This is a genomic window from Arthrobacter sp. 10N43 (assembly GCF_056394525.1).
Map to the genome: position 1 here is coordinate 63,516 of NZ_JBFTIA010000014.1, position 21,212 is coordinate 84,727.

General features: G+C 67.0%; 15 protein-coding genes. 3 read left to right on the top strand and 12 right to left on the bottom strand.

Annotated features, from left to right (window positions below; translation table 11 throughout):
• Positions 1-88: 88 nt before the first annotated feature.
• Genes AC1DDO_RS19645 through AC1DDO_RS19660 form a run of 4 tightly spaced genes read right to left on the bottom strand, consistent with a single transcriptional unit; the run spans position 89 to position 7,607 of the window.
• Entirely contained in the window at positions 89-1,183 is a 1,095-nt protein-coding gene (locus AC1DDO_RS19645; protein ID WP_476972563.1) for a GNAT family N-acetyltransferase, read from the bottom strand.
• 21 nt (positions 1,184-1,204) lie between these two features.
• Positions 1,205-4,894 (bottom strand): thiol reductant ABC exporter subunit CydD, encoded by a 3,690-nt coding sequence (cydD, locus tag AC1DDO_RS19650; protein WP_476972564.1) that lies wholly within the window; start codon positions 4,892-4,894, stop codon positions 1,205-1,207.
• Between the two features lie 7 nt (positions 4,895-4,901).
• Positions 4,902-5,951, bottom strand: coding sequence for a cytochrome d ubiquinol oxidase subunit II (gene cydB, locus AC1DDO_RS19655; RefSeq protein WP_476869578.1), 1,050 nt, complete (start codon positions 5,949-5,951; stop codon positions 4,902-4,904).
• A 54-nt stretch (positions 5,952-6,005) separates the two neighbouring features.
• Positions 6,006-7,607 (bottom strand): cytochrome ubiquinol oxidase subunit I, encoded by a 1,602-nt coding sequence (locus AC1DDO_RS19660; protein ID WP_476869579.1) that lies wholly within the window; start codon positions 7,605-7,607, stop codon positions 6,006-6,008.
• Between the two features lie 356 nt (positions 7,608-7,963).
• Here AC1DDO_RS19660 and AC1DDO_RS19665 point away from each other — a divergent pair, with 356 nt between their 5' ends.
• Complete coding sequence (locus AC1DDO_RS19665; protein WP_441409875.1) at positions 7,964-8,350, top strand: BlaI/MecI/CopY family transcriptional regulator; 387 nt, start codon at positions 7,964-7,966, stop codon at positions 8,348-8,350.
• A gap of 6 nt (positions 8,351-8,356) precedes the next feature.
• Positions 8,357-9,346, top strand: a complete 990-nt coding sequence (locus AC1DDO_RS19670; protein WP_476869580.1) for a M56 family metallopeptidase — start codon at positions 8,357-8,359, stop codon at positions 9,344-9,346.
• Positions 9,347-9,391: 45 nt separating this feature from the next.
• On the opposite strand, the gene AC1DDO_RS19675 is transcribed toward AC1DDO_RS19670, so the two are convergent.
• Positions 9,392-11,500: a DNA gyrase/topoisomerase IV subunit B gene (locus AC1DDO_RS19675; protein WP_476869581.1), complete on the bottom strand. Its 2,109-nt coding sequence runs from the start codon at positions 11,498-11,500 to the stop codon at positions 9,392-9,394.
• 251 nt (positions 11,501-11,751) lie between these two features.
• Here AC1DDO_RS19675 and AC1DDO_RS19680 point away from each other — a divergent pair, with 251 nt between their 5' ends.
• Entirely contained in the window at positions 11,752-11,973 is a 222-nt protein-coding gene (locus AC1DDO_RS19680; protein WP_208748566.1) for a DUF7455 domain-containing protein, read from the top strand.
• A 287-nt stretch (positions 11,974-12,260) separates the two neighbouring features.
• On the opposite strand, the gene AC1DDO_RS19685 is transcribed toward AC1DDO_RS19680, so the two are convergent.
• From AC1DDO_RS19685 to AC1DDO_RS19715, 7 genes are all read right to left on the bottom strand, one after another.
• Positions 12,261-13,595 (bottom strand): RNA polymerase sigma factor, encoded by a 1,335-nt coding sequence (locus AC1DDO_RS19685; RefSeq protein WP_476869582.1) that lies wholly within the window; start codon positions 13,593-13,595, stop codon positions 12,261-12,263.
• 284 nt (positions 13,596-13,879) lie between these two features.
• Positions 13,880-15,448, bottom strand: a complete 1,569-nt coding sequence (locus AC1DDO_RS19690) for a DUF4192 family protein (protein ID WP_476869583.1) — start codon at positions 15,446-15,448, stop codon at positions 13,880-13,882.
• Positions 15,449-15,663: 215 nt separating this feature from the next.
• The gene (locus AC1DDO_RS19695) at positions 15,664-16,539 is read right to left on the bottom strand and encodes a hypothetical protein (RefSeq protein WP_476869584.1); all 876 of its coding nucleotides are present in this window, start codon (positions 16,537-16,539) and stop codon (positions 15,664-15,666) included.
• Positions 16,540-16,630: 91 nt separating this feature from the next.
• Complete coding sequence (locus AC1DDO_RS19700; RefSeq protein WP_476869585.1) at positions 16,631-17,287, bottom strand: response regulator; 657 nt, start codon at positions 17,285-17,287, stop codon at positions 16,631-16,633.
• On the bottom strand, positions 17,284-18,543 hold the full coding sequence (locus tag AC1DDO_RS19705; RefSeq protein WP_476869586.1) for a sensor histidine kinase: 1,260 nt from the start codon (positions 18,541-18,543) through the stop codon (positions 17,284-17,286). Before AC1DDO_RS19705 ends, AC1DDO_RS19700 begins: the two co-directional genes overlap by 4 nt.
• A gap of 181 nt (positions 18,544-18,724) precedes the next feature.
• Positions 18,725-20,056 (bottom strand): MFS transporter, encoded by a 1,332-nt coding sequence (locus tag AC1DDO_RS19710; RefSeq protein WP_441409883.1) that lies wholly within the window; start codon positions 20,054-20,056, stop codon positions 18,725-18,727.
• Between the two features lie 35 nt (positions 20,057-20,091).
• Positions 20,092-21,030 (bottom strand): proteasome assembly chaperone family protein, encoded by a 939-nt coding sequence (locus AC1DDO_RS19715; protein WP_476869587.1) that lies wholly within the window; start codon positions 21,028-21,030, stop codon positions 20,092-20,094.
• Between the last annotated feature and the right edge of the window lie 182 nt (positions 21,031-21,212).

Genomic DNA, 21,212 nt, shown 5'->3' on the forward strand with positions numbered 1-21,212 from the left:
GTTGGCCGGCACCCAGGCGGCTGCAGACGGCGAGCAACCAGACGGACGGCGGGTCTGCGAACCTGAGGACTGTCCCTAGCGCGGTCCCCTACCCCGCCGGCTGGAGAACTTTGTCCCACGCCATGCTGCGGTTGACGGCCGCGTAGCCCATCTTGAGGTAAAGCGCGAGGGCACCCGTGGGGTTTTCCGAATCGACGTCCAGTGAGGCCACATCCATTCCCGCGGCGGCGAAACGGCGCATGGCGTCCGCCAGCAACACCTGCGCGATACCGCGGCCTCGGAACTCCCGCCGGACGCCCAGGAGCTCTGTGTAGCCCTCACGGAAACCTCGGGTCTGGGCCCCTTCGGCGTCGTGGGTGGCCAGCTGGTAGCCGGCCACCGTCCCGGTGGAACGGTCCAGTACGACGCCGCTCAGGTCCGGCCGGGCTTGGGGATCGTTCACCACAAAACCCCACGATTCCTCGTCCCGTGGTTCGCTGCCCCAGTGATCCCGGAACGCCGAGTTGTGCGCCAGCCGCACGGGCTCATGCAGCGCCGGCCCAAACGTCACGAGCTCCATCCCCGGGTCCAGAACGACTTCGGGGACCCCTTGATTCAGCGGCCGGTGCATCTCGTTGTAGTAGCGGATAACTTCGTAGCCGGCCCCGGCGAACAAGGCCGCCTGGTGCTCGTGCTGCTGCTCCATGTAGAGCCGCAGCCTCGGGCGCAGCACCGCCGCCACTCCCGGGACTGCCAGCACATCGCCGTCCCCGGCGGCCGCCGTGCGCGCGTCGCCGGCCTCGTCGGTATCTCCCCCCGCCCGTGCGTCCTCGGCGAAGCGGGCCCGGGTCCGTTCTTCCATCCAGCCCAACAGCCCGGTACCGATCCCGCTCCCCTGCCACTCGGGATCGACGCAGCCCGAGCCGTTCGCCTTGTCGCCGTCGCGGTTCTTGGTGATCCGGGCGTAGGCGCGGGCAACGCCGTCCGGATCAAACCCGAGGACGGCGTTCGCCGACACGGGATTGTTCTTCGATTCCAGGATCTGTTCCAGATCCGCCCGGCGCTCGAACCAGACGGGTTGTTCGACGGCGGCGGTCCGGGCGATCAGCCCGGCCCACGCATCGAGGTCGCGGTGCTCTGCTGCACGCCAGAGAAGCCGGGGATCGAGCGGCGGCCGGGGCTGAAGCTCGTCGTTTCGGGTCATGCCAACAGGCTAACGGGCAGCCTACCCCCGCGCCAGCATCGCGGCCGGCGTCGGGCCTTCGCCAGCAGTACCCGCGTCAGCAGCCCCCGCGTTAGCAGCAGCCGCGGCATCGAGGTCGAGCCTGGCGTCCGCGGCGTCAATATCGTTCGGGTTGTGGGTGACAAGGACGACGGTCCGGTCGCGCAGCCCTTCCCGCAGTTCGGCGAGCATGAGCCTGCCTGACTCCGCGTCGAGGTGCGCCGTCGGTTCATCGAGCAGGATGACGTCAGCTCCGGTCATGAGCGTGCGTGCAACGGCCAGGCGCGTACGCTCCCCGCCGCTGAGGAACGCCCCGCCCGGGCCGATCCGGGTGTCCAGTCCGTCCTCAAGCCGGGCCAGCATCGGGCCGAGCCCGACAGCGTCCAGTGCCGCACGCATCTGTTCTTCGTCTCCGACCGACGCAGCCTTCCCGGAGCCCGCCGGAGCAGGCTCCGGCCGGGCCAGCAACAGGTTGCCGCGGATGGTCGAGTCGAACAGGTGCGCCTCCTGCGGGCACCACGCGGCGCGGCCGCTCAGGTACAGGTGGCCGCCGGCCGCGGGCAGGAAGCCCAGGGTCGCGGCCAGCAGGGTCGATTTGCCAGAACCGGAGGCCCCGGTGACGGCCAGCCAACGCCCCGGCCCAGCCTCGGCGGTGAGTCCGGCAAAGACGTTGCCGCCGCCAGGCCACGCCACAGCCAGGTCCACGAGTTCAATTCCGGGCGCCCCTCCGGGCCGCGAAGCCACGGGCACCAGCCCGCCGGCAGCGGCGCCGTCGCCCTCAGGTTCATCATTCGCCCTTGAGTCCAGGACCCCGGCCTCGCCGATCCGCCGCAGGACGGCACGCAGCGCCGGGTACTGCCGCACGGCCGTGGTGATGGCCGCGTAGGGGTCCACCAGGGCAAGTTGCACGAGGACCACGACGGCGACCGTTGCCGGTTCGACGGCGCCGCTAAGGGCGAGCGGGGCAGCCAGCACGGCGGCGGCAAGCGCGGCCCCGGTGCACGCCAGGACGGTCAGTGCCTGGCCGAGGCCTTCGGCCCACGCCGAACGCTGGGAAGCGGCCGTCGCGGACCGATCGGCCCGGCTGATCGCATCAAGCACGGGGGCGCTCACGCCGTTCGCCTGGAGTTCTGCACGGGCGTCCAAGGCGGCGGCGACGTCCCGGAGCACGCCGGAACGGAGTCTCTGTTCGGTGCCGGCGGACATCCGGTCGGCGGCCAGCGCGAGCGCAGGGGCAACGAGGAGACTCAGCACCGCTGCCGCCCCCACGGTGGGCAGCGCCGCCGGAAGCAGCAGCCCGATCCCGACCACAGCGGACGCGGCGACAGCAACAGCAGTCACGGGAGGGAGCACGACGCGGGGCAGCAACTCCCGCACACTGTCGACGTCGTCCACCACTGTGCCCAAGACGTTGCCGCCCTGCAGGAGCCGACGCAAAGACAGTGCCCGGCGGCTCAGCGACTCCCACAGCCGGCCCCGGAGCCTGGTCAGGGCGGCGAACACGGCGTCATGCAGCAGCAAACGCTCGGCGTACCGCAGGCACGCCCGGCCGATGCCGAAGAACCGGACGCCGACAATCGCGGTGAGCAGGTAGAGGATGGGCGGCTGTTCGCTGGCACGGATGATCAGCCAGCCGGACAGCCCTGCGAGGGCGACGGCGAACAGGGCCGCCAGCGTGCCTACGACTCCGGCGGCGGCAAACCGGCCCGCCACCGGGGCCAGCAGGCGGCGCAACTGGGCGGCGACTGTTCCGGCCGGGCTTGCTGACCCGTCCGGGTCAGCGGAGGTCACTGGCGCGGCGGCACGCGCCGGGCCGTTCGATATCGGGGCTCCGCTCGCGTACGGCGACGGCGTCCCGCCAGGAGCTGCGTCAGGGCCCGTATCAGGGCGTGGGGCAGCGTTCAGGGTCGAATTCGAGCTCGTCGACGCGACGCTCACGGCGGAACGCGCTCCGACGGCCGCAGCCTGCACGCCCAGATCTCCCCCGGAAGTTGCCGGCAGCAAGGTCGCGGAGTCCGGATGCCCGACGCCGCCGTGCCCGACCCCGTGCTGCCCCCCACTGCGCGGCGCCACAGACACAAGCGCGTCGGCAAGGTCCCGGGTGTGCCGGTCGTGCGCGACGAGGAGTACGGTGACGCGTCCCCGGAGTCCGGCTAGGGCACGATTGACCGTTGTGGCAGATCCCCGGTCAAGATGGGCGGTGGGTTCATCCAGGAGCAGTACGCTGGCGCCTGCCTCGATCCGCGCCAGTCCGCGGGCCAGCGCCACGCGCCGCAGCTCCCCCGGGCTCAGCTCGGCCGGGTGCTTGGCGGCCAGATGCTCCGCGGCCACCGCCGCCAGGCACCGCCGCGCGGCTGCATCGCTTTCTGCGCCAGCCAAAGCACCTGCGCCGGCGTCGCGTCCGTAGACGGGAACGCCGAGATAAAGGCGGATCTCAGCCAGCACCGTGGAGGCCACCATGACGGGGTGCTGCGGCACCCAGGCGACGTCCGCCGTCGTGAGTCCTCCAATGCATCCGGACACGTCGGTTCCCGTGCCGGTCCCGATGGTCCCAGCGAGGACTCCGAGCACGGTGCTCTTCCCGGCGCCGCTGGGGCCGTCAAGGGCCGTGATCAAGCCGGCAGCGGCCGTGAAGCTCAAGGGGCCAACGGCGGCGTCCGTGCGTCCGCCGAATCGAACGCTCAGCCCGTCAACGGTGACTGCCGGCGGTCCAACAGCTCCCGCGGCAGTCCTGGCGGACGGTGCGGGGATCAGCGCAGCGGCTCCCGGGTCCGCCAGGACCGCAGTGGTTTCGGCGAGCGCGGCCCGCCCTTCGTCGCTTGCGTGGTGTGCGGTGCCAAGCTCACGCAGCGGCAGGTAGCAGTCGGGGGCCAGGATGAGGGCCAGCAGGCCGGCCTCCAGCGCCATGTCGCCGTGAACCAGGCGTACGCCGATGAACACGGCCACCAGGGCAACGGAAATCGTGGCGATGAGCTCCAGGGCCAGGGCGGAGAGGAAGGCCGTGCGCAATGTCCCCATGGTCCGGGAACGGTATTCCTCGGACATGTCCTCCAGTGCCTTCCGCTGGGCGGTGGCCCTTCCCAGGCCAACGAGGACGGGCAGGCCCTTGGCGAGTTCGAGCATGTGGCCGGAGAGCCGGGCCAGTGCGGACTGGGCTTCCCTGACCCGTTCCTCTGTGTACCGGCCGATCAGGATCATGAACAGCGGCACCAGCGGCACGGTCAGCACGATCACCACAGCGCTGATCCAGTCGGCGAACAGGATGCGGGCGCCCAGCAGCAGCGGGATGGCCGCGCAGTTCACCAGTGCGGGCAGGAACTGGGTGTAGTAGTTGTCCAGGGCATCCAGCCCCCGCGTTGCCAGGATGGCGAGGCCGCCGTCGGTAGGCCCGGCACGCCGCGTTCCGTTCCTGAGCGCCTGCTCCAGCAGTTGGTTGCGGAGCTCTTCCTTGACGCCGAGCGCCGCCCTTCGCGAGGCCACCGACTGCCCCCACACGGTAAGTGAGCGCAACACGGCCCCGGCAACCCCGAGAACCAACTGGTCCGCCCAGCCGGGGTCATGCGCCACGAGCCCGGCGAGCATGGATGCCACTGCCTGGGCCATCAGCACAAGGGACAGCGCCTTCAGGGCAGCCAGCAGGCCCAGCAGGTAGAGCGCGGAACGAGTCGCCGGGCCGGCGGGGAAGGGTCGCATCAGGGAGTTAGTCCTTAGGTGCCAGTGCTTTGGCGGCGATCGCGGGAAGGAAACTGTGGGCCTCGGGAATGTGCGCCGCGCTCACCCGGCGCCGGAACACCCAGTATGTCCAGGCCTGGTATGCCAGGACCAGGGGCAGACCGATGCAGGCCACGATGCTCATCAGGCCCAGGGTGTAGTCCGAGGATGAGGCGTTGGAGACGGTCAGGTTGAACGCGGGATCCAGCGTGGAGGGCAGCACCACGGGGAAGGCGGCACCGAAGATTGATGCGCTGCCGAGGAGGAGGAACACCCCCAGCGACATGAAGGCGCGGCCCTCGGCACCCTTGCGGGCGAAGTTCCACGCGAGAACCGCAGCCACGACGGCGGCGACGACAGCGGCCATGGTCCAGGCCTCGCCGCTGAGCAACTGCAGGCTCACCGCCCAGCCGGCGATGGGCAGGAGCAGTGCGGGCAGCAGCCGCACGAACCATGCCCGTGCCCGGTGGCGGACTTCGCCGTCGGTCTTCAGCGCCAGGAAGCCCAGCCCGTGCAGGAGGGAGAACCCGACGACGGCGAGGCCACCGAGCACGGCGTAGCCGCTGAACCAGGCGAAGGGCCCGCCCACGCGGTCGCCGTTGGCATCCAGCGGCAGTCCTGTGGTGGTCAAGGCCAGCGCGGCGCCGACGCCGAAGGCCGCGACGAACGACCCTGCCGAGATAGCCCAGTCCCAGCGGGCGCGCCACTTCGGGTTGTCCACCTTCCCGCGGTATTCGAAGGCGACGGCACGGAAGATGAGCGCCACGAGGACCAGCAGCAGCGGCAGGTACAGCGCGGAGAACAGGGAGGCGTACCACAGCGGGAAGGCCGCGAAGGTGGCACCCCCGGCAGTGAGGAGCCAGACCTCGTTGCCGTCCCAGACCGGGCCGATCGTGTTGATCAGGACGCGGCGCTCCGTGTTGTTCCGGGCGAAGACTTTCATCAGCATGCCGACGCCAAGGTCGAAGCCCTCGAGAAAGAGATAGCCGGTCCACAGCACCGCGATGGCAATGAACCAGATGGTGGGTAGCAGTTCCATGCTGAGAATCCTCTGCGCTTTTCTTGGGGGTGGCTGGGTTAGGTGGACGGGCGGTTAGTAGGCAAACGCCAGGACGTCGTCGCCGTCGGGTTTGCCCGGCGTCCCGTCCGGAGGCGTGCCATCCTTCGGCGTGTCTTTTGGTGCGTGTGCGAGTTCCGGCATGGCCGAGGCCACGCCGCCGCGGATGTATTTGACCAGGAGCTTGACCTCCACCACCAGCAGCACCGCATAGATGGACGTCAGGACCACGAGGGAGGTCAAGATCTCACCCGCCGAGACTCCCGGTGAGACTGCCGCGGCGGTGAACATGAACACCTGGTCCACTCCGCTGGGGTCCGGGTTCGGGGCGACGACGAACGGCTGGCGGCCCATCTCGGTGAAGATCCAGCCCGCGGCGTTGGCACCGAACGGTGCGAGGATTCCGAACACCGCCAGGCGCATGACTCCGCGTGAGGCGGGAACGGTGCCCTTGCGGGTGGCCCACAGGGCTACAAGGGCGGCGAGGGCGGCCACACCGCCGAAGCCGATCATCATCCGGAAGCCCCAGTAGGTGACTTCCATGACGGGCACGTACTGGATTTGCTGGCCGGCGCGGTCCCCGTAAATGGGGTTGTCCGGCAAGGTGGTGCCGTACTTGGCCTCGTACTCGCCCAGCAGGCTGTTCACGCCCTTGACCTCCGTGGTGAAGTCGCCTTTGGCCAGGAAGGACAGGATGCCGGGGATCTCGATCACGGCCTTGATGTCGTCGCAGTTCCTGGAGCCGACGTTGCCGACGCTGAGGACCGAGAAGCCGGTGCCGTCGTGGCAGGCTGCCTCGGCGGCGGCCATCTTCATGGGCTGCTGCTCGAACATCAGCTTGCCCTGCAGGTCCCCGGTGACGGCTGTGCCCGCGAAGGAAATCATGGCGACAACGGCGCCGATCCGCAGGGAGCGGATCCAGACGGTGTGGTCGTTGCGGTCCCTGCCGAGGATTCCGGCGGCTTCGCCGGGAATGACCTTGCCGTCGGCCCCGACCGTGTCGATACCGTCGTGGCGCCGCCGCCACAGGTGGTACCAGGCGATCCCGAGGAGGAAGGCCCCGGCGACGGCGAGGGCACCGAAGAGGGTGTGCGGCACGGCGACGAGGGCGGTGTTGTTGGTGAAGACGGCCCACGCGTCGGTCATGACGGGCCGGCCGTTGACCATTTCGACGCCGACGGGGTGCTGCATCCAGCTGTTGGCCACGATGATGAAGTAGGCCGAGAAAACTGAACCAATCACGGCGACCCAGAGGCAGGCCAGGTGGACGCCGGGCTTGAGTTGCTTCCAGCCAAAGATCCACAGGCCAAGGAACGTTGACTCAACGAAGAAGGCCAGGAGCGCTTCCATGGCCAGCGGGGCGCCGAACACGTCACCGACAAAGCGGCTGTACTCGCTCCAGGCCATGCCGAACTGGAATTCCTGCACGATTCCGGTGGCGACGCCCATGATGAAGTTGATCAGGAAAAGCTTGCCCCAGAACTTGGTCATGCGCAGATACTCCGGCTTGCCGGTGCGGTACCAGAGCGTCTGGATCACAGCCACCAGCAGCCCAAGGCCGATGGTGAGCGGCACCATCATGAAGTGGTAGACGGTGGTGATTCCGAATTGCCAGCGTGCGATTTCCAAGGCGTCCAAGGCAGTCCCTACTTTTGGCTAGGTCCGAGCAACTTCTACGTGGCGTAGAAGTGCGTCTTCTACAGAGTGTAGAACACAATGGCACTTCCCCGTAACTCAGACTCCCACGGCGCGTCACGGCCTGCAATGGCCGAATTGCCCCGCCTCCAGCCTCCCCTTTCGGCCCCCGCACGGGCCCCGACCGGCCCCCTCCGCCCGGCTGCGCGACACGCCGGGAGGCCGTGTTCTACTTCATGTAGAAAGAACGCGCAAAACACGGTAAATTTGGTATCAAAGTATTCACATACACCGCACCGGCAGGCTCCAGCGTTTCCCCAGCATCACGCCGGCGCGGCAGTCATAGAAGGATGTACGCCATGGCAAGTCTCGGTGAACTGGAACGGGCAGTGATGGATCTGCTCTGGGCAGGCCAAGAAGCTGCGACCGCCAACACGCTGCGGGACCTCCTCGCACAGAGCACCCGGTCCCAGGACGGCACCGCCGGACACGAGGGCAAGGACCTCGCGGTCACCACCGTACTGACCGTGCTCTCGCGCCTCGAGCGGAAGGGGCTCGTGGAACGTGAACGCGGCACCCGCCCGCACCGCTACCAGGCCGTCTCGAGCCGCGCGGACCACACCGCGGAACTCATGCACGAGGTCCTTGGCTCGGCACCGGACCGCGAGGCAGTGCTGGCCCGGTTCATCGGTTCGGTCACGGATAACGAGGCAGAGACCCTGCGCAAGCTGTTGGGCCGCAGCTAGCGCCCGATGTTCTGGACCTCATATTTCCTGGCGGTCCTGGCGATAGTGCTGGCGTGGCCGGTGCCTGTCCTCCTCTCGCGCGCCCAGTGGCCGGCGCGCTCACCCTTCATGGCGATGCTGCTGTGGCAGGCGATCGCCTTGGCCGGCGGGCTGTCCATGATCGGGGCCATGCTGGTCTACGGGCTCGAGCCCATTGGCGATAACCTGCTTTCCGGCCTCCGCGCGCTGGCGGGGATGGTCTTCAACAATGCCCCCACCACGGATCTGGGCTTCTGGCACATTTTTGCGCTCTCGGCCGCAGCCCTGCTGACGGCCCACCTGGTTTTCACCCTGCTGCTGACCTACTACAAGATCCAGCGCCAGCGCCGGCGCCACCGGGAGCTCCTGGACCTGCTGGCCTCGCCATCCTCGGACGGCCCGGGAACCGTGGTCCTGAACGTCGACTCGCCCGTCGCGTACTGCCTGCCGGGCGGCGCACGCTCGGTGACGGTTCTCTCCGACGGTCTCATGGCCGCACTGGAACCCGATGAGCTCCGCGCCGTGTTGATTCACGAGAACGCCCACCTGAGCCAGCGCCACCACCTCCTGCTGTGGGCATTCGCCGCGTGGCGCCAGGCCCTGCCGTGGCTCCCCACCACCCGGCTGGCGCAGGAGTCGGTGAACTCCCTCATCGAAATGCTCGCCGACGACGTCGCACTCAAGACGGAGAGCAAGGCCACGCTCATCCGGGCGATTGCCATTGTGGCCAGCGGTTCCCCGGCCACTCCGGGGGCACGCCTGGCGTTCGGCGAAACAGGCCTGCCCGACGCGGACCCCAGCCAGCCCGGCGCCACCGGAGGCAGTGGCTCGGCGGGTACGACGGCATCCCGCGTCAGCCGCCTTCTCTCGCCCCGGCCGCCGCTGTCGGAACCGCTGAGGGTCGCCGTGCTCGCATGCTGCGTGCTGCTGCTTGCCGTGCCGACGGCCCTGCTGCTTGTCCCGGGCCTGCTCGGCTAGGCAGTTCAACCCGACCGGCGGGAAACCCCGCCGGTCCCGCCGTCGTCAGGCGTCGATGCGCTCCCGGTCCAGGTTTGCGGCTCCGGCAATGATGAAGTCCTTGCGCGGCGCCACGTCGGATCCCATGAGCAGGTCGAAAGTATCCTCGGCTTGCTTGGCGTTCTCAATCCCGACCTTGCGGAGGGTCCGGTGGCGCGGGTCCATGGTGGTTTCGGCCAGCTGCTCGGCATCCATCTCGCCGAGGCCCTTGTACCGCTGGATCGGCTCCTTGTAGCGCTTGCCTTCCTTGGCGAGCCGCGCCAGCAGGACGTGGAGCTCAGCCTCGGAGTAGGTGTAGATCATCTCGTTGGCCTTCTGGCCGGCATTGACCACCTCCACACGGTGCAGCGGCGGCACGGCGGCGAAGACCCTGCCCTCGTCGATCATGGGACGCATGTAGCGGAAGAAGAGCGTGAGCAGCAGCGTCCGGATGTGGGCGCCGTCGACGTCGGCGTCGGTCATCAGGATGACCTTGCCATAGCGGGCGGCGCTGATGTCGAACGTCCGGCCGGAGCCGGCCCCCACGACCTGGATCAGGGCCGCGCACTCGGCGTTGGAGAGCATGTCCCCCACCGAGGCCTTCTGGACGTTCAGGATCTTGCCGCGGATCGGCAGGAGCGCCTGGAAGTCCGAGGACCGGGCCAGTTTGGCTGTACCGAGCGCGGAGTCACCTTCGACGATGAACAGTTCGGAGCGTTCGACGTCGTCCGTGCGGCAGTCGGCGAGCTTGGTGGGCATGGAGGAGGTTTCCAGCGCGTTCTTCCGGCGCTGGGTTTCCTTGTGGACGCGGGCCGAGATGCGCGACTTCATCTCGCTGACGATCTTTTCCAGCAGCAGCGCAGACTGGGCTTTGTCGTTGCGGTTGGCAGAGGTCAGCTTGGCGTTGATCTCCTGCTCCACCACTTTGGCCACGATGGCCCGTACTGCCGAGGTGCCCAGGATTTCCTTGGTCTGGCCCTCGAACTGCGGTTCGGCCAGCCGGACGGTCAGGACGGCGGTCAGGCCCGCGAAGATGTCGTCTTTTTCGATCTTGTCATTGCCGGCCTTGAGTTTGCGGGCATTGGTCTCGACGGCCTTGCGGAAGGTCTTGAGCAGGGCCTGTTCGAAGCCGGACTGGTGGGTGCCGCCCTTGGGCGTGGAAATGATGTTGACGAAGGTGCGGACCGTGCTGTCGTAGCCGATCCCCCAGCGCAGTGCGACGTCGACCTCGCAGTCGCGTTCGACCTCCGCGAGTTGGCTGTGGCCTTTCTCGTCGAGGACGGGAACGGTTTCCTTGAATTTCCCGGCGCCGTGGAGGCGCCAGATGTCCGTGATGGCCGGGTCTGCGGCGAGGTAGTCGACGAACTCGGAGATGCCGCCGTCGTGGTGGAAGATCTCCTCATGCGGGCCGGATTCGCCGGGTGTGCCGGGAAGCTTGCGTTCGTCCCGGACGGTGAGCTTGAGCCCCGGGACCAGGAACGATGTCTGGCGGGCGCGTGAGGCGAGGTCCTCGTAGGAGAACTTGGCGTCGGGCGTGAAGATCTGCCGGTCCGCCCAGTAGCGGATCCGGGTGCCGGTGACGCCGCGCTTGGCTTTGCCGACGACGTCGAGCACGGAACCGTCGATGAAGGGTTCGAAGAGGGTCGCGGGGTCCGGCTTCGTGCCCGGATCCTTGAACCGGCCGGGTTCGCCCCGGCGGAACGACATCTTGTACGTTTTGCCGCCGCGGTCCACCTCGACGTCGAGGCGGGCCGAGAGCGCGTTGACCACGGAGGCACCCACGCCGTGCAGGCCGCCGGAAGCCGTGTAGGAGCCGCCGCCAAACTTTCCACCGGCGTGCAGCTTGGTAAAGACCACCTCAACACCGGTCAGCCCGGTCTTCGGCTCGACGTCCACGGGGATGCCACGGCCGTCATCGTGAATCTCCACCGAGTTGTCCGCGTGGAGGATGATCTTGATGTCGTGGCCGAAGCCGGCGAGGGCCTCGTCGACAGAGTTGTCGATGATTTCCCAGAGGCAGTGCATAAGTCCGCGGGAATCCGTGGAGCCGATGTACATGCCCGGGCGCTTACGGACGGCCTCGAGGCCCTCCAGCACTGAGAGATGCCGGGCGGTGTAATCAGAACTGGGTGCCACGGGTCGTGAACTCCTTACAGGTTCGGGACTGCCCCCGCGGTGTGCGCAGGGATGCAGTCACAGTATTTAACGCTCTTCCTAGGTTAGTCGGACTCCGGGTCCTCCCCGGTTTGCCACTCCCCGCACGCGTTCTCCGGCGGCGCTCCGTTACGCAGACGTGATACGCGGACAGCGAAAGTGGGCCATCCGTGCCATGGATTGGCCCCGAATGCTGGTTATATAGGTATACCGATCTACTAAGGAGGCCGAACATGACAACAGCAGTTGCGGACCGCACACTGACCGCCGCAGACCGGTGCGATCGTTGCGGAGCACAGGCATATGTCCGGGTTGTTCTCGGTGCCTCCGGCGGTGAGCTTCTCTTCTGCGGCCACCACGCACGCGCCGTAGAACCGACACTGAAGCCGCTCAGCTCAGACTGGCACGATGAGACCGACCGCCTTCACGAGAAGGCACCGGTCCCGGTCGACTAGACCGCGCCGGTCCCCGCCCGGTGCCCCCAATAGGGTTCCCCGGGCGACCTTAAAAAGCTCAGACCAAAGTCATCAGACCTATGCATCAGGGCCTCTCCACACCGGAGGGGCCCTGATTCGTTAACTGACGCGTAAACCGACGTGTCCGCTGTGGGCCGCGCCGTGTGGAATGGCGGCGCCCGGGAACAGCAACGCGGGGCCGCTTCCGGCCCATTCCTCCGAGGAAGATGGGCGGAAGTGACCCCGCGTTGTTGTTGGACTGCCGTTGGGCCTGTGGGCCGTGGGACTTAGTCCAGGTAGTCGCGCAGGACCTGTGAGCGCGACGGGTGCCGCAGCTTGGACATGGTCTTGGATTCGATCTGGCGGATGCGCTCACGCGTCACACCGTAGACCTTGCCGATTTCGTCTAAAGTCTTCGGCTGTCCGTCGGTGAGGCCGAACCGCATGGCAACCACGCCGGCTTCGCGCTCGGACAGTGTGTCGAGCACCGAGTGCAGCTGTTCCTGCAACAGGGTGAAGCTCACTGCATCCGCCGGAACCACGGCTTCGGAGTCCTCGATGAGGTCGCCGAACTCGGAGTCGCCGTCCTCGCCAAGCGGGGTGTGCAGCGAGATGGGCTCGCGGCCGTACTTCTGGACCTCGACGACCTTTTCCGGCGTCATGTCGAGTTCGAGCGCCAGCTCCTCCGGGGTGGGCTCGCGGCCGAGGTCCTGCAGCATCTGGCGCTGGACGCGGGCCAGCTTGTTGATGACTTCCACCATGTGCACCGGGATGCGGATGGTGCGGGCCTGGTCGGCCATGGCGCGGGTGATCGCCTGGCGGATCCACCAGGTGGCGTACGTGGAGAACTTGAAGCCCTTGGTGTAGTCGAACTTCTCGACCGCACGGATCAGGCCCAGGTTGCCTTCCTGGATCAGGTCCAGGAACAGCATGCCGCGGCCGGTGTAGCGCTTGGCCAGCGAGACGACGAGGCGGAGGTTGGCCTCCAGCAGGTGGTTCTTGGCGCGCTTGCCGTCGTGGATGACGAATTCAAGCTCACGCTTGAGCTTCGGATCCATGGTGCCGTCGTCGGCGGCGATCTTCTCCTCGGCGAAGAGGCCGGCCTCGATCCGCAGGGCCAGGTCCACTTCCTGCTCTGCGTTCAGCAGGGCGACCTTGCCGATCTGCTTCAGGTAGTCCTTGACGGGGTCGGCGGTGGCGCCGGCGGACATGACCTGCTGCACCGGGGCGTCGTCGTCGTCGGCATCGGAGTACACGAAGCCGGAGCCGGTGGTGGCTGCGGCCTTGCCGGCTACCTCTTCGCCTTCTACTTCGTCACCGAGTTCGGCGGGGTCCGGCGTGATGTCGTCGAGATCCTCATCGGCTTCGACTTCATCGTCATCGCCGGATGATTTGCCGGCGGCTTCTGCCGCGGCTTTGGCGCCGGGCTTGGGCCCGCGCTTCTTGGGCTCAGGCTTGGCGACTCCGGTTAAGGTGTCGCCACCCTCTGCGGAAGCGGCGTCCTTGACTGCCTTGTTGGCTGCGCGCGTAGCGGCGCGCTTGGCGTTGGTCGCCGCCTTCTTCTCATCAGGGGACATTTCGGCCTGGTCGGCGGGTTCCTTCTTCGCGGAAGACGGGGTCACTGAAAACCTTTCTAGCTGCGGTCTGCGGAATCACCATACGGGCAACACCACTATGACCCTGTCAAGTCCGTGTTCAACATCAGGTGCGATCACGGCCAGCAGAGCCACTAAGTAGAACTGCTGGGGCGGCCTTAATGTTCCCTGTTTCCAAGGTTCATTGAGGGCACTTGATACACGGACCCAACCGGGTCGCGGCAACCATTGTCTCACGGTTTTCCCCGTGAGTGCCTTTCGGGACGCCGGGTCCAGAATATTGCAGTGGGTTCTCAGGCTCCGTCAGGCGCTCATGCCGCGTCAGGCGCAAACTTCTGCCAGGCCGCCTCCCGCCTGGCCGCCCAGCCGCATAGCGTGCCGCGCCGGCCCAGCTCTGCCAGCAGTTCCGCCAGCCTGTACCCCGGGTGTTCCTGCAGGGCCTGGCAGTACAGGGCATCAGCGTACGAGCCGCGGCCGCGGCACCATTCGATCCAGCCACGTGCCGTCACGGCGGCGGCAGTGGACTCCCCGTAACCAAGACGGCCGAGCTGCTCCAGGACCCGTTCGAGGCCAACCATCAAAGTCCAATCCGGAACCGATGGCGCCAGCCCGAGCAGCACCTCACCGTAGCCGGGGACCGCGTCGGTGCCCGGAACGACGCCGGACGCCTCCTGCAGGGCCGTCTGCGGCTTGGACGGGGAACCAGCGGTGGAACCGGAGGTGGTATCGGAGACGGTACTGCGCTCCGAGCCGAACCGCGGCCCTGCAAGAGGACTGGGCGTCGGTCGGAGCCGTGATGCGGGTCTGGTTCCGGAGGGGAAGGCGGACCACGCTTCCGTGTCGAACATGCCGAAGTCCTCTGCCCCGCGTTCGGCCGCTGACCGCCCGGCGGCCGCCATGACGAGCACCGCGTCCCGCCACGAGGGTACGCATAGGCTGGCCCGCAGGTAGCTAGCCAGCTCCGGCGGCAGCTCGAGCGGGCCGTCCGCGGTCGTCCTGGGATCGGAGCTGCTGGGATCGGAGTTGCTTGGATCGAGGCTCATCTTGCTGGGCGTCGCGGTATTGGGGACGGAGACCCCCGGTGCCGGGGAGTCCGAGGTGGCGCCGAAGGGACCCTGCTGGACGGTGGCAGCCTGCATGGCCGTCGTCCAGACGTCGAGCACCTGGTCGAACTGTGCCCGGTCGCGCCGGCGCGGGGAGAATTGCTCCGCCCAGCCGGACTCGGCGGCAAGCATTGCCGGGTCCACCGGCAGTGGCGGCGCCTGCGTCACGTGCGTGCCGGGGGCGGCGCCTACACTGCTGCCGCGGTAGACCATCTCGGCGTTGAGCCTGCTGTTTTTGATCTCCTCAACCGGGCGGCCGGTTGGGCCACAGCATTCCGGATCACTGCAGTGCGCGCTGCGCCAGAATTCGGCACCGATAATCCACGCGTCCCTCAACGGCATTCCGGCTGCTTCAAGGGCAAGTTCGAGTTCGTTGAGCAGGGCAGCCCACTCCGTGCCGTCGCTGTTCGTGTCAGTGCCGTTGTCAGTGTGGGCGTCAGTGAAGAAGGCCAGCAACGATCCGTCGGCTGCCTCGTCCGCCTGCAGGTAGCTCACAACATTCCGAGCGAAGGCGGCCAACATGGCCGTGCGGCCGGATCCGGAGCGGTGTTTGCGGGCGGTGCTGCCGCGGCCGCCTGTTATGGGCTCATCCAAAGGGTCACCGCCGCTGCCGCCACCGCCGGATGCGGGGAGGTCTACGCGCAATGTGGCTCCGAGCCGTTTGCCTTGCAAGGTCATGGCCACAAGGCTGTTTTCCGGCCAGTAGCCAAGGGAATGCGGGATGAAGCCGAGGATGTCCTCGGGGCCGGTAATTCTCAGGTGATCGGGAGCTGTCATGAGCCCAGCTTCGCGGTTGGCGCGACCCCGCGGCATCCGCGGATTGCGCTATGTGGATAACCGGGTGCCGCCAAAGGTGTCATCCACTTCCGCCAAGGAGTCGACGCTACCGCCCAGCTCGCAACCAATGGGACGGCACCGGCACTCCGACCCGGCAGGGTCATGTCACCCCCGAATGCTGACAGGACCCTGCCGGATTGTCGTGCCGCCGTCGATTACTTCGCGGCGGGTCCGCCCAAGGCTGCCGCGTTCGCCGCGGCGATTCGGCGAATCTCCTTGACTTTCTCGATCTGCGGAGCAAGCTCCTGCATGCGGGTTGTCAGGTACTTGTCCAGGACTTTGTCCAGCGCGGAGTGGAACCCGGTCTTGTCCCGGCAGACGGCGTCGGTGACGGCGATTCTGAACTCTTCCTGGCCACCTGCAGCCTTACCCGCCTCGGCCGCCTGGCGCGGGTCCGCAAAGGAGGGGTAGGGACTCTCTTTCATGCAGTCCGCCCAGCCGGTGACGGCTTTGGCAATTCCTGAGTCGCCGGAGGCGGACAGACTGGCCGGGAGGACTGAGTTGTAGGCGATGCCGGTGGCGAGCATGTAGTTTTCCGCGCTGCCGTAGATCTGTGCCATGGCTTCGCCGCGGCATCCAGCCGAGGACGTTCCCATACCGCCCACCGTGGACATTGACGCGGTATCCCCGGGGCCGGTGAGTGCCTTGGTGAAGGCCGGATTGGCGAAGAGTTTGCCGTCCGCGGACCCGGGAGCCGGCTCGTGGGGTCCTTGTGGCCCGGTGCTGGCGTAGCCGCTGGCCTTGGCGGCCTCGACCGTGAGCCGTTTGAATCCGATGGCCCCGTTGAGGTCCATGGTCATCTCGGAGCTTGGCGGCGTGTAGTCAAAGCCGGCCTGGGCCATGCAGCGCCGGACAGCCTCCCGCATGCCCTTTTCGGCGACCGGATCTGTTGAGGCGTAGGCCTCTGCTTGGCGGATGACGCCGGGGGCGGGCTCCGGGGACGCGGTGACCGACGCGGCCGGGATGGCGGCAGCAGCAAGCGCGGCGCCGGTGCCGAGGATCAGCACTGCTGCGCCGAAGATTTTCTTCATGGTGGACTCCTTCGATTGATTTGGGCAATGCGGCGGCCGGCCTTGCCCCTGTGGGAAGGCCTCGGCGGCTGGGACGGTGCAGCGGTGGCGGCTAGTTGAGGACGTTGTTTTCGTAGGCAAACGCGACTAGCTGGATGCGGTTCTTCAACTTCAGTTTCGCCAGGATGCTGCCCACGTGGGACTTCACGGTCGCCTCGCTCAGCACCAGTGAAGCCGCGATCTCGGCGTTGCCTAGCCCTTTTGCGGTTAGCAGGAATACGTCGCGTTCCCTGCCGGACAGCTCTGCCAGAGCAGCGTCGTTCCCGGCAGAGGGCGTGGTGTAGTCGCGCAGCAGTTCGTTGGTGATGGCCGGTGCGATGACCGAGTGCCCGGAGTGGACCGTTCGGATGGCGGCCAGGAGGAAATCGGGGGTGGTGTCTTTGGTCAGGAAGCCGGCAGCGCCGGCCTGGATGGCCCGGACGACGGCTTCGTCATGCTGGATCGTGGTCAGAACGATGATCTTGGTGGCAGTTCCACTGGACTTTGCCAGGATTGCCCGTGTGGCCGTAATGCCGTCCATAACAGGCATCCGAATGTCCATCAGGAGCACGTCGGGGCTTTTCTCCTGCACGAGGTCGACGGCGGCCTCTCCGTTGACGGCTTCGCCTACAAGATCCATGTCCTCCTGGCTGCGCAGGATCATCTTGAGTCCGGCGCTGAACAGTGGCTGGTCATCGGCCAAGGCAATCCGAATCGGGGTGACTGTCACAGCAGCGCTCCGTCCAGGACCGGAACTTCAGCTGTCGCGGGAATTGAATCCGGATACCGGTCAGGTCCCGTCGCAGGGAGGAACGCCAGCACTTCGAAGACCTCTTCGCCCCGGACTGTTTCCACCCATCCGCCGGCAGCTGAGGCTCGGGCCTTCATGCCCACTATCCCGCGACCAGATGTGGTGGTCTCCGGCGTCCCGCCTGGGCCGGTGATCAGCGACGATCTGCTACGAAGTTCGAGGGAGTCCGCGGTCCAGACCAAATACAGGTGCGTGCCCTGGCTCCGGTCCCCGTGTTTGAAGGCGTTGGTCAGGCTTTCCTGTGCCAGGCGATAAACGGTCAGCTCCTGGGCGGCGGTCAAGTCCCACGGTTCGCCCGTAGTTTCGATCGTGACAGGCATGCCGCTGGCGCTCAGCCGTTCGGCTAGAACCCCCAGATCTTCAACCCCGTGAGTCGGGTGGCCGCTGATCGCCGCGGAGAAACCTTCGATCAGCCGGCGGGTTTCGACCAGCGCAGTCCTCGCCGATTCGGCGATGATCTTGGAGGCCCCTTCGACGGATTCCGGTTCTGCGCGGTGGATGAAGCGAATCCCGTCGGCCTGGGCCACGATCACTGTCAGCGAATGCGCCAGGACATCGTGCAACTCCCTGGCGATTCTGTTGCGCTCCTGTTCGAGAGCGAGTTCGGTCGTTGTTTCCCGGAGCCGGCTTTCGGCTGCGAGCTGCGCTCTCCGGCTCCGGGATGCGCTATGTGCTGTCATGCCTACGGCCCAGGCGGCGAGGTTGAGGGCGGCGAACGCTCCGAAAATCAGAAAAGCGTATGTGAAGGTTCGCAATAGACCCGTGCCGTAGATCGGGCTGGCGAAGATGACGTTGATCCAGGTCTGGTCGGCGAACCAGTTCACGGTTGTGATGCCGGCGAATATGACGGCAGACACGGGTGCCACCCACCGGTTACGGGTTCGCCAACCGATGACGGCGAAGAAGATGACCACGGGAACCGCAACGTAGCTCAGGACGCCGGACAGGAAGACCGGCTGGAGGACCGCGAGGCTCTGCATTACCAAGGCGGCGAAGACAAGCCCAAGGGCGGCCGCCGGCAGGATCTCGGCCACCGCGACACCCGTCAGGAGCGCCAGCAGCAGGGCACTGTTCTGGTCGAAATGGCGCTCCTCCAGGATAAGGAGGGTCCCCATGAGCAGCACAGCCGTGGCCGGTGCCGCGAAAGGTCTCAGCGACTGGATCGTTTTGAACATGCCTTCACCCTAAGCGGGCTTCCACACCAGGGAGGCTGATTCTGAGTGAGTTCCACCCGGATGATGAACAACTTCACTCTCACGGATGATCCATCTACCGGGCCTGGCGTTGCGGAGGCACGTTCACTTCGGCGCAGGTGCCATGAGCGTCTGCCCCAAACCGCCCCCGCCTAGCAACGGTTCAGGGCGTGCGGCGACGCTCGGCGACCAGCCTGCGCTGCGCGGCGAGAGTCTTGAGCAGCGGCGGAACCATGACGCCCTGGGCAGCCATCTGGCGCCGGACTTTCCGCCGGGTGGTGATGATGCCAATGGCTCCCCCGGCAAGCAGGAGGAACTGCACGCTGAGGGCGACGCGGAACGAATCCAGGCCGTACAGCTCCCCCTGGGAGAACCCGCTGGCATGCAGGAGGTCGAGCATCAGCCCAATGAGGTAGATGGACACGAGCGCGGCGATGAAGCCACCCACGTTGACGATTCCGGTGGCGGTGCCGAGGCGGTGCGCCGGGTTGAAGGTCCGGGCGAAGTCGAAGCCAATCATGGAGCCGGGACCGCCTACGGCCAAGGTCACCACCAGAACGGCCAGGAGCCACAGTGGTGCGCGTCCGGGCAGCAGCAGAACGGCTGCCCAGGCGGCAGCGGTGCAGCCGGAAATCAGGAGCACCATGGTGGAGCGACGCAGCGGGTGCCGGGCAACGAATCTGCCCATCAGGGGTCCGGCGGCAATGGCGGCGGCGACGTACAGCGACATGAGTGCCGAGACTGTTCCCCGGTCCAGTCCCTGGGCGGAGATCAGGAACGGGTAGCCCCACGTCATGGCAAAGACCGTGCCGCTGAACTGGACTGTGAAATGGCTCCACAGCCCGAGCCGGGTCCCGGGTTGCCGCCAGGCGTGCCCTAGGGAAATGCCTGTGGCCCGCAGTCCCTGGGACTTTTCCGGAGCGGGGTGCCCGGGCGGAAGGTCCTGGAGCAGGAGCAGCACCAGCACGACGGCGAGGCCCGACATCGCCGCAAGCGTCAGGAAAGCAGGGGTCCACCCTGCGGCGTGCAGGATCATCGCGAACGGCACCACGCTGAAAAGCTGGCCCAGCTGTCCGGACATGCCGGTCAGCTGCGTCAGCAGCGGCACCCGGGCCGGGGCGAACCAGAGCGGGATGAGCCGGATCACGGAAATAAACGTCATGGCGTCCCCGGCGCCCACCAGGACGCGACCCAGGACTCCGCCGGGGATGTTGTCGGCAAAAGCCAGTTGCAGCTGGCCGAGGCCCATCAGGACGCCTCCGCCGGCCAGCATGGCACGCGAGCCGAACCGGTCCACGAGGATGCCCACGGGAATCTGCAGCGCGGCATAGACCAGCAGCTGCAGCACGGTGAAGAAGGAGATCTCGGCCGCGGTGGCGTGGAAGCGTTCCGTTGCCTCCAGGCCGACCACCCCGAACGAGGTGCGCTGGCTGACCGCCACCAGATAGGCAAAGATCCCAACGATCCAGATCAGCCAGGCGCGGGGAGAGGTCACTCCCCCATTATGCCCCGGTCCTTCATAAATAGTATTTATTCGCCGGGTTCTTTACGGGCCAGGTACGCTTCCACGGCGGCGCCCAGGGCATCGGCGTTGGGAATCTGGTCGTTCTCGTCGGCCAGCAGCGACCGCCGGACCGTCCCCTCTGCCTTTTCGTCGTACCGGGTCTCCAGCCGTGAGACCACCTGCTGCACTTCCTCGGACGCCTCGATCTGCTCGGCGATCTGCCGGCCCACTTCACGGCCTGCCTCGCGCAGGCGGTCCGTCGGCAGCATCAGGGACGTCGCCGCGCCGAGGTACTCGAGTCCGGCCACGGCGGCCGTGGGGTACTCGGCTTCGGCCAGGTAGTGCGGCACGTGGATCACATAGCCGGCAACGTTCCGGCCCGCTTCCGTCAGCCGCAGCTCCAGGATGTGGCCCACCGCAGCCGGAACCTCCACGGTCGGTTTCCAGACGGAGATGCCCTCGATCAGCTCGGGCCGGTTGCCGTGCACGGTTACCCCGACCGGCCGGGTGTGGGGCACGGGCATCGGGATCGAATGGATCCAGGTGACGAGGTTGACCTCCAGCTCCTCGACGATCCCGACGACGGCGCGCGCGAAGCGCTCCCATTGCAGGTCCGGCTCGAACCCGGCAAGGAGCAGGAACGGGCTGCCCAGCCCGTCGACGAGCCGGTACAGGGCCAGGGTAGGTGCCTGGTAATCCTGCAGGTGGTCTTCGACAAAGCTGATCTGCGGGCGCCGGGACCGGTAATCGATCAGCTGGTCGGCGTCGAACTCGGCAATCATCTCGGCATCGAGCGTGTCCAGCAGTTCAGCCGTGATCTGCCGGACAACGTGGCCGGCGTCGGCGAAGCCGGTGAACCCCATGACGAGGTTGAGTCCGCGCAGTTCGGTGCTGGAGAACAGCGCGTCATCACGGATGTAGAGCGACTGGGGATCCAGCAAAGAGCCGGAAATCCGTTCAATCACGGCGTGTTCCTTTCACGATGGCGGCGATGGGAGAAGCGGGGTGCGGTCCCTCGTCTGGACAACCAGGCAAATTCTGGACAACCAGGCAAATTCCGCACAGTCAGGCAGGTCCTGCCGCACGGCCAGTCCCAAGGGGGATCACCGCATGGCAGCGCCGCTATCTCTAACAACGCCCCGGCGCC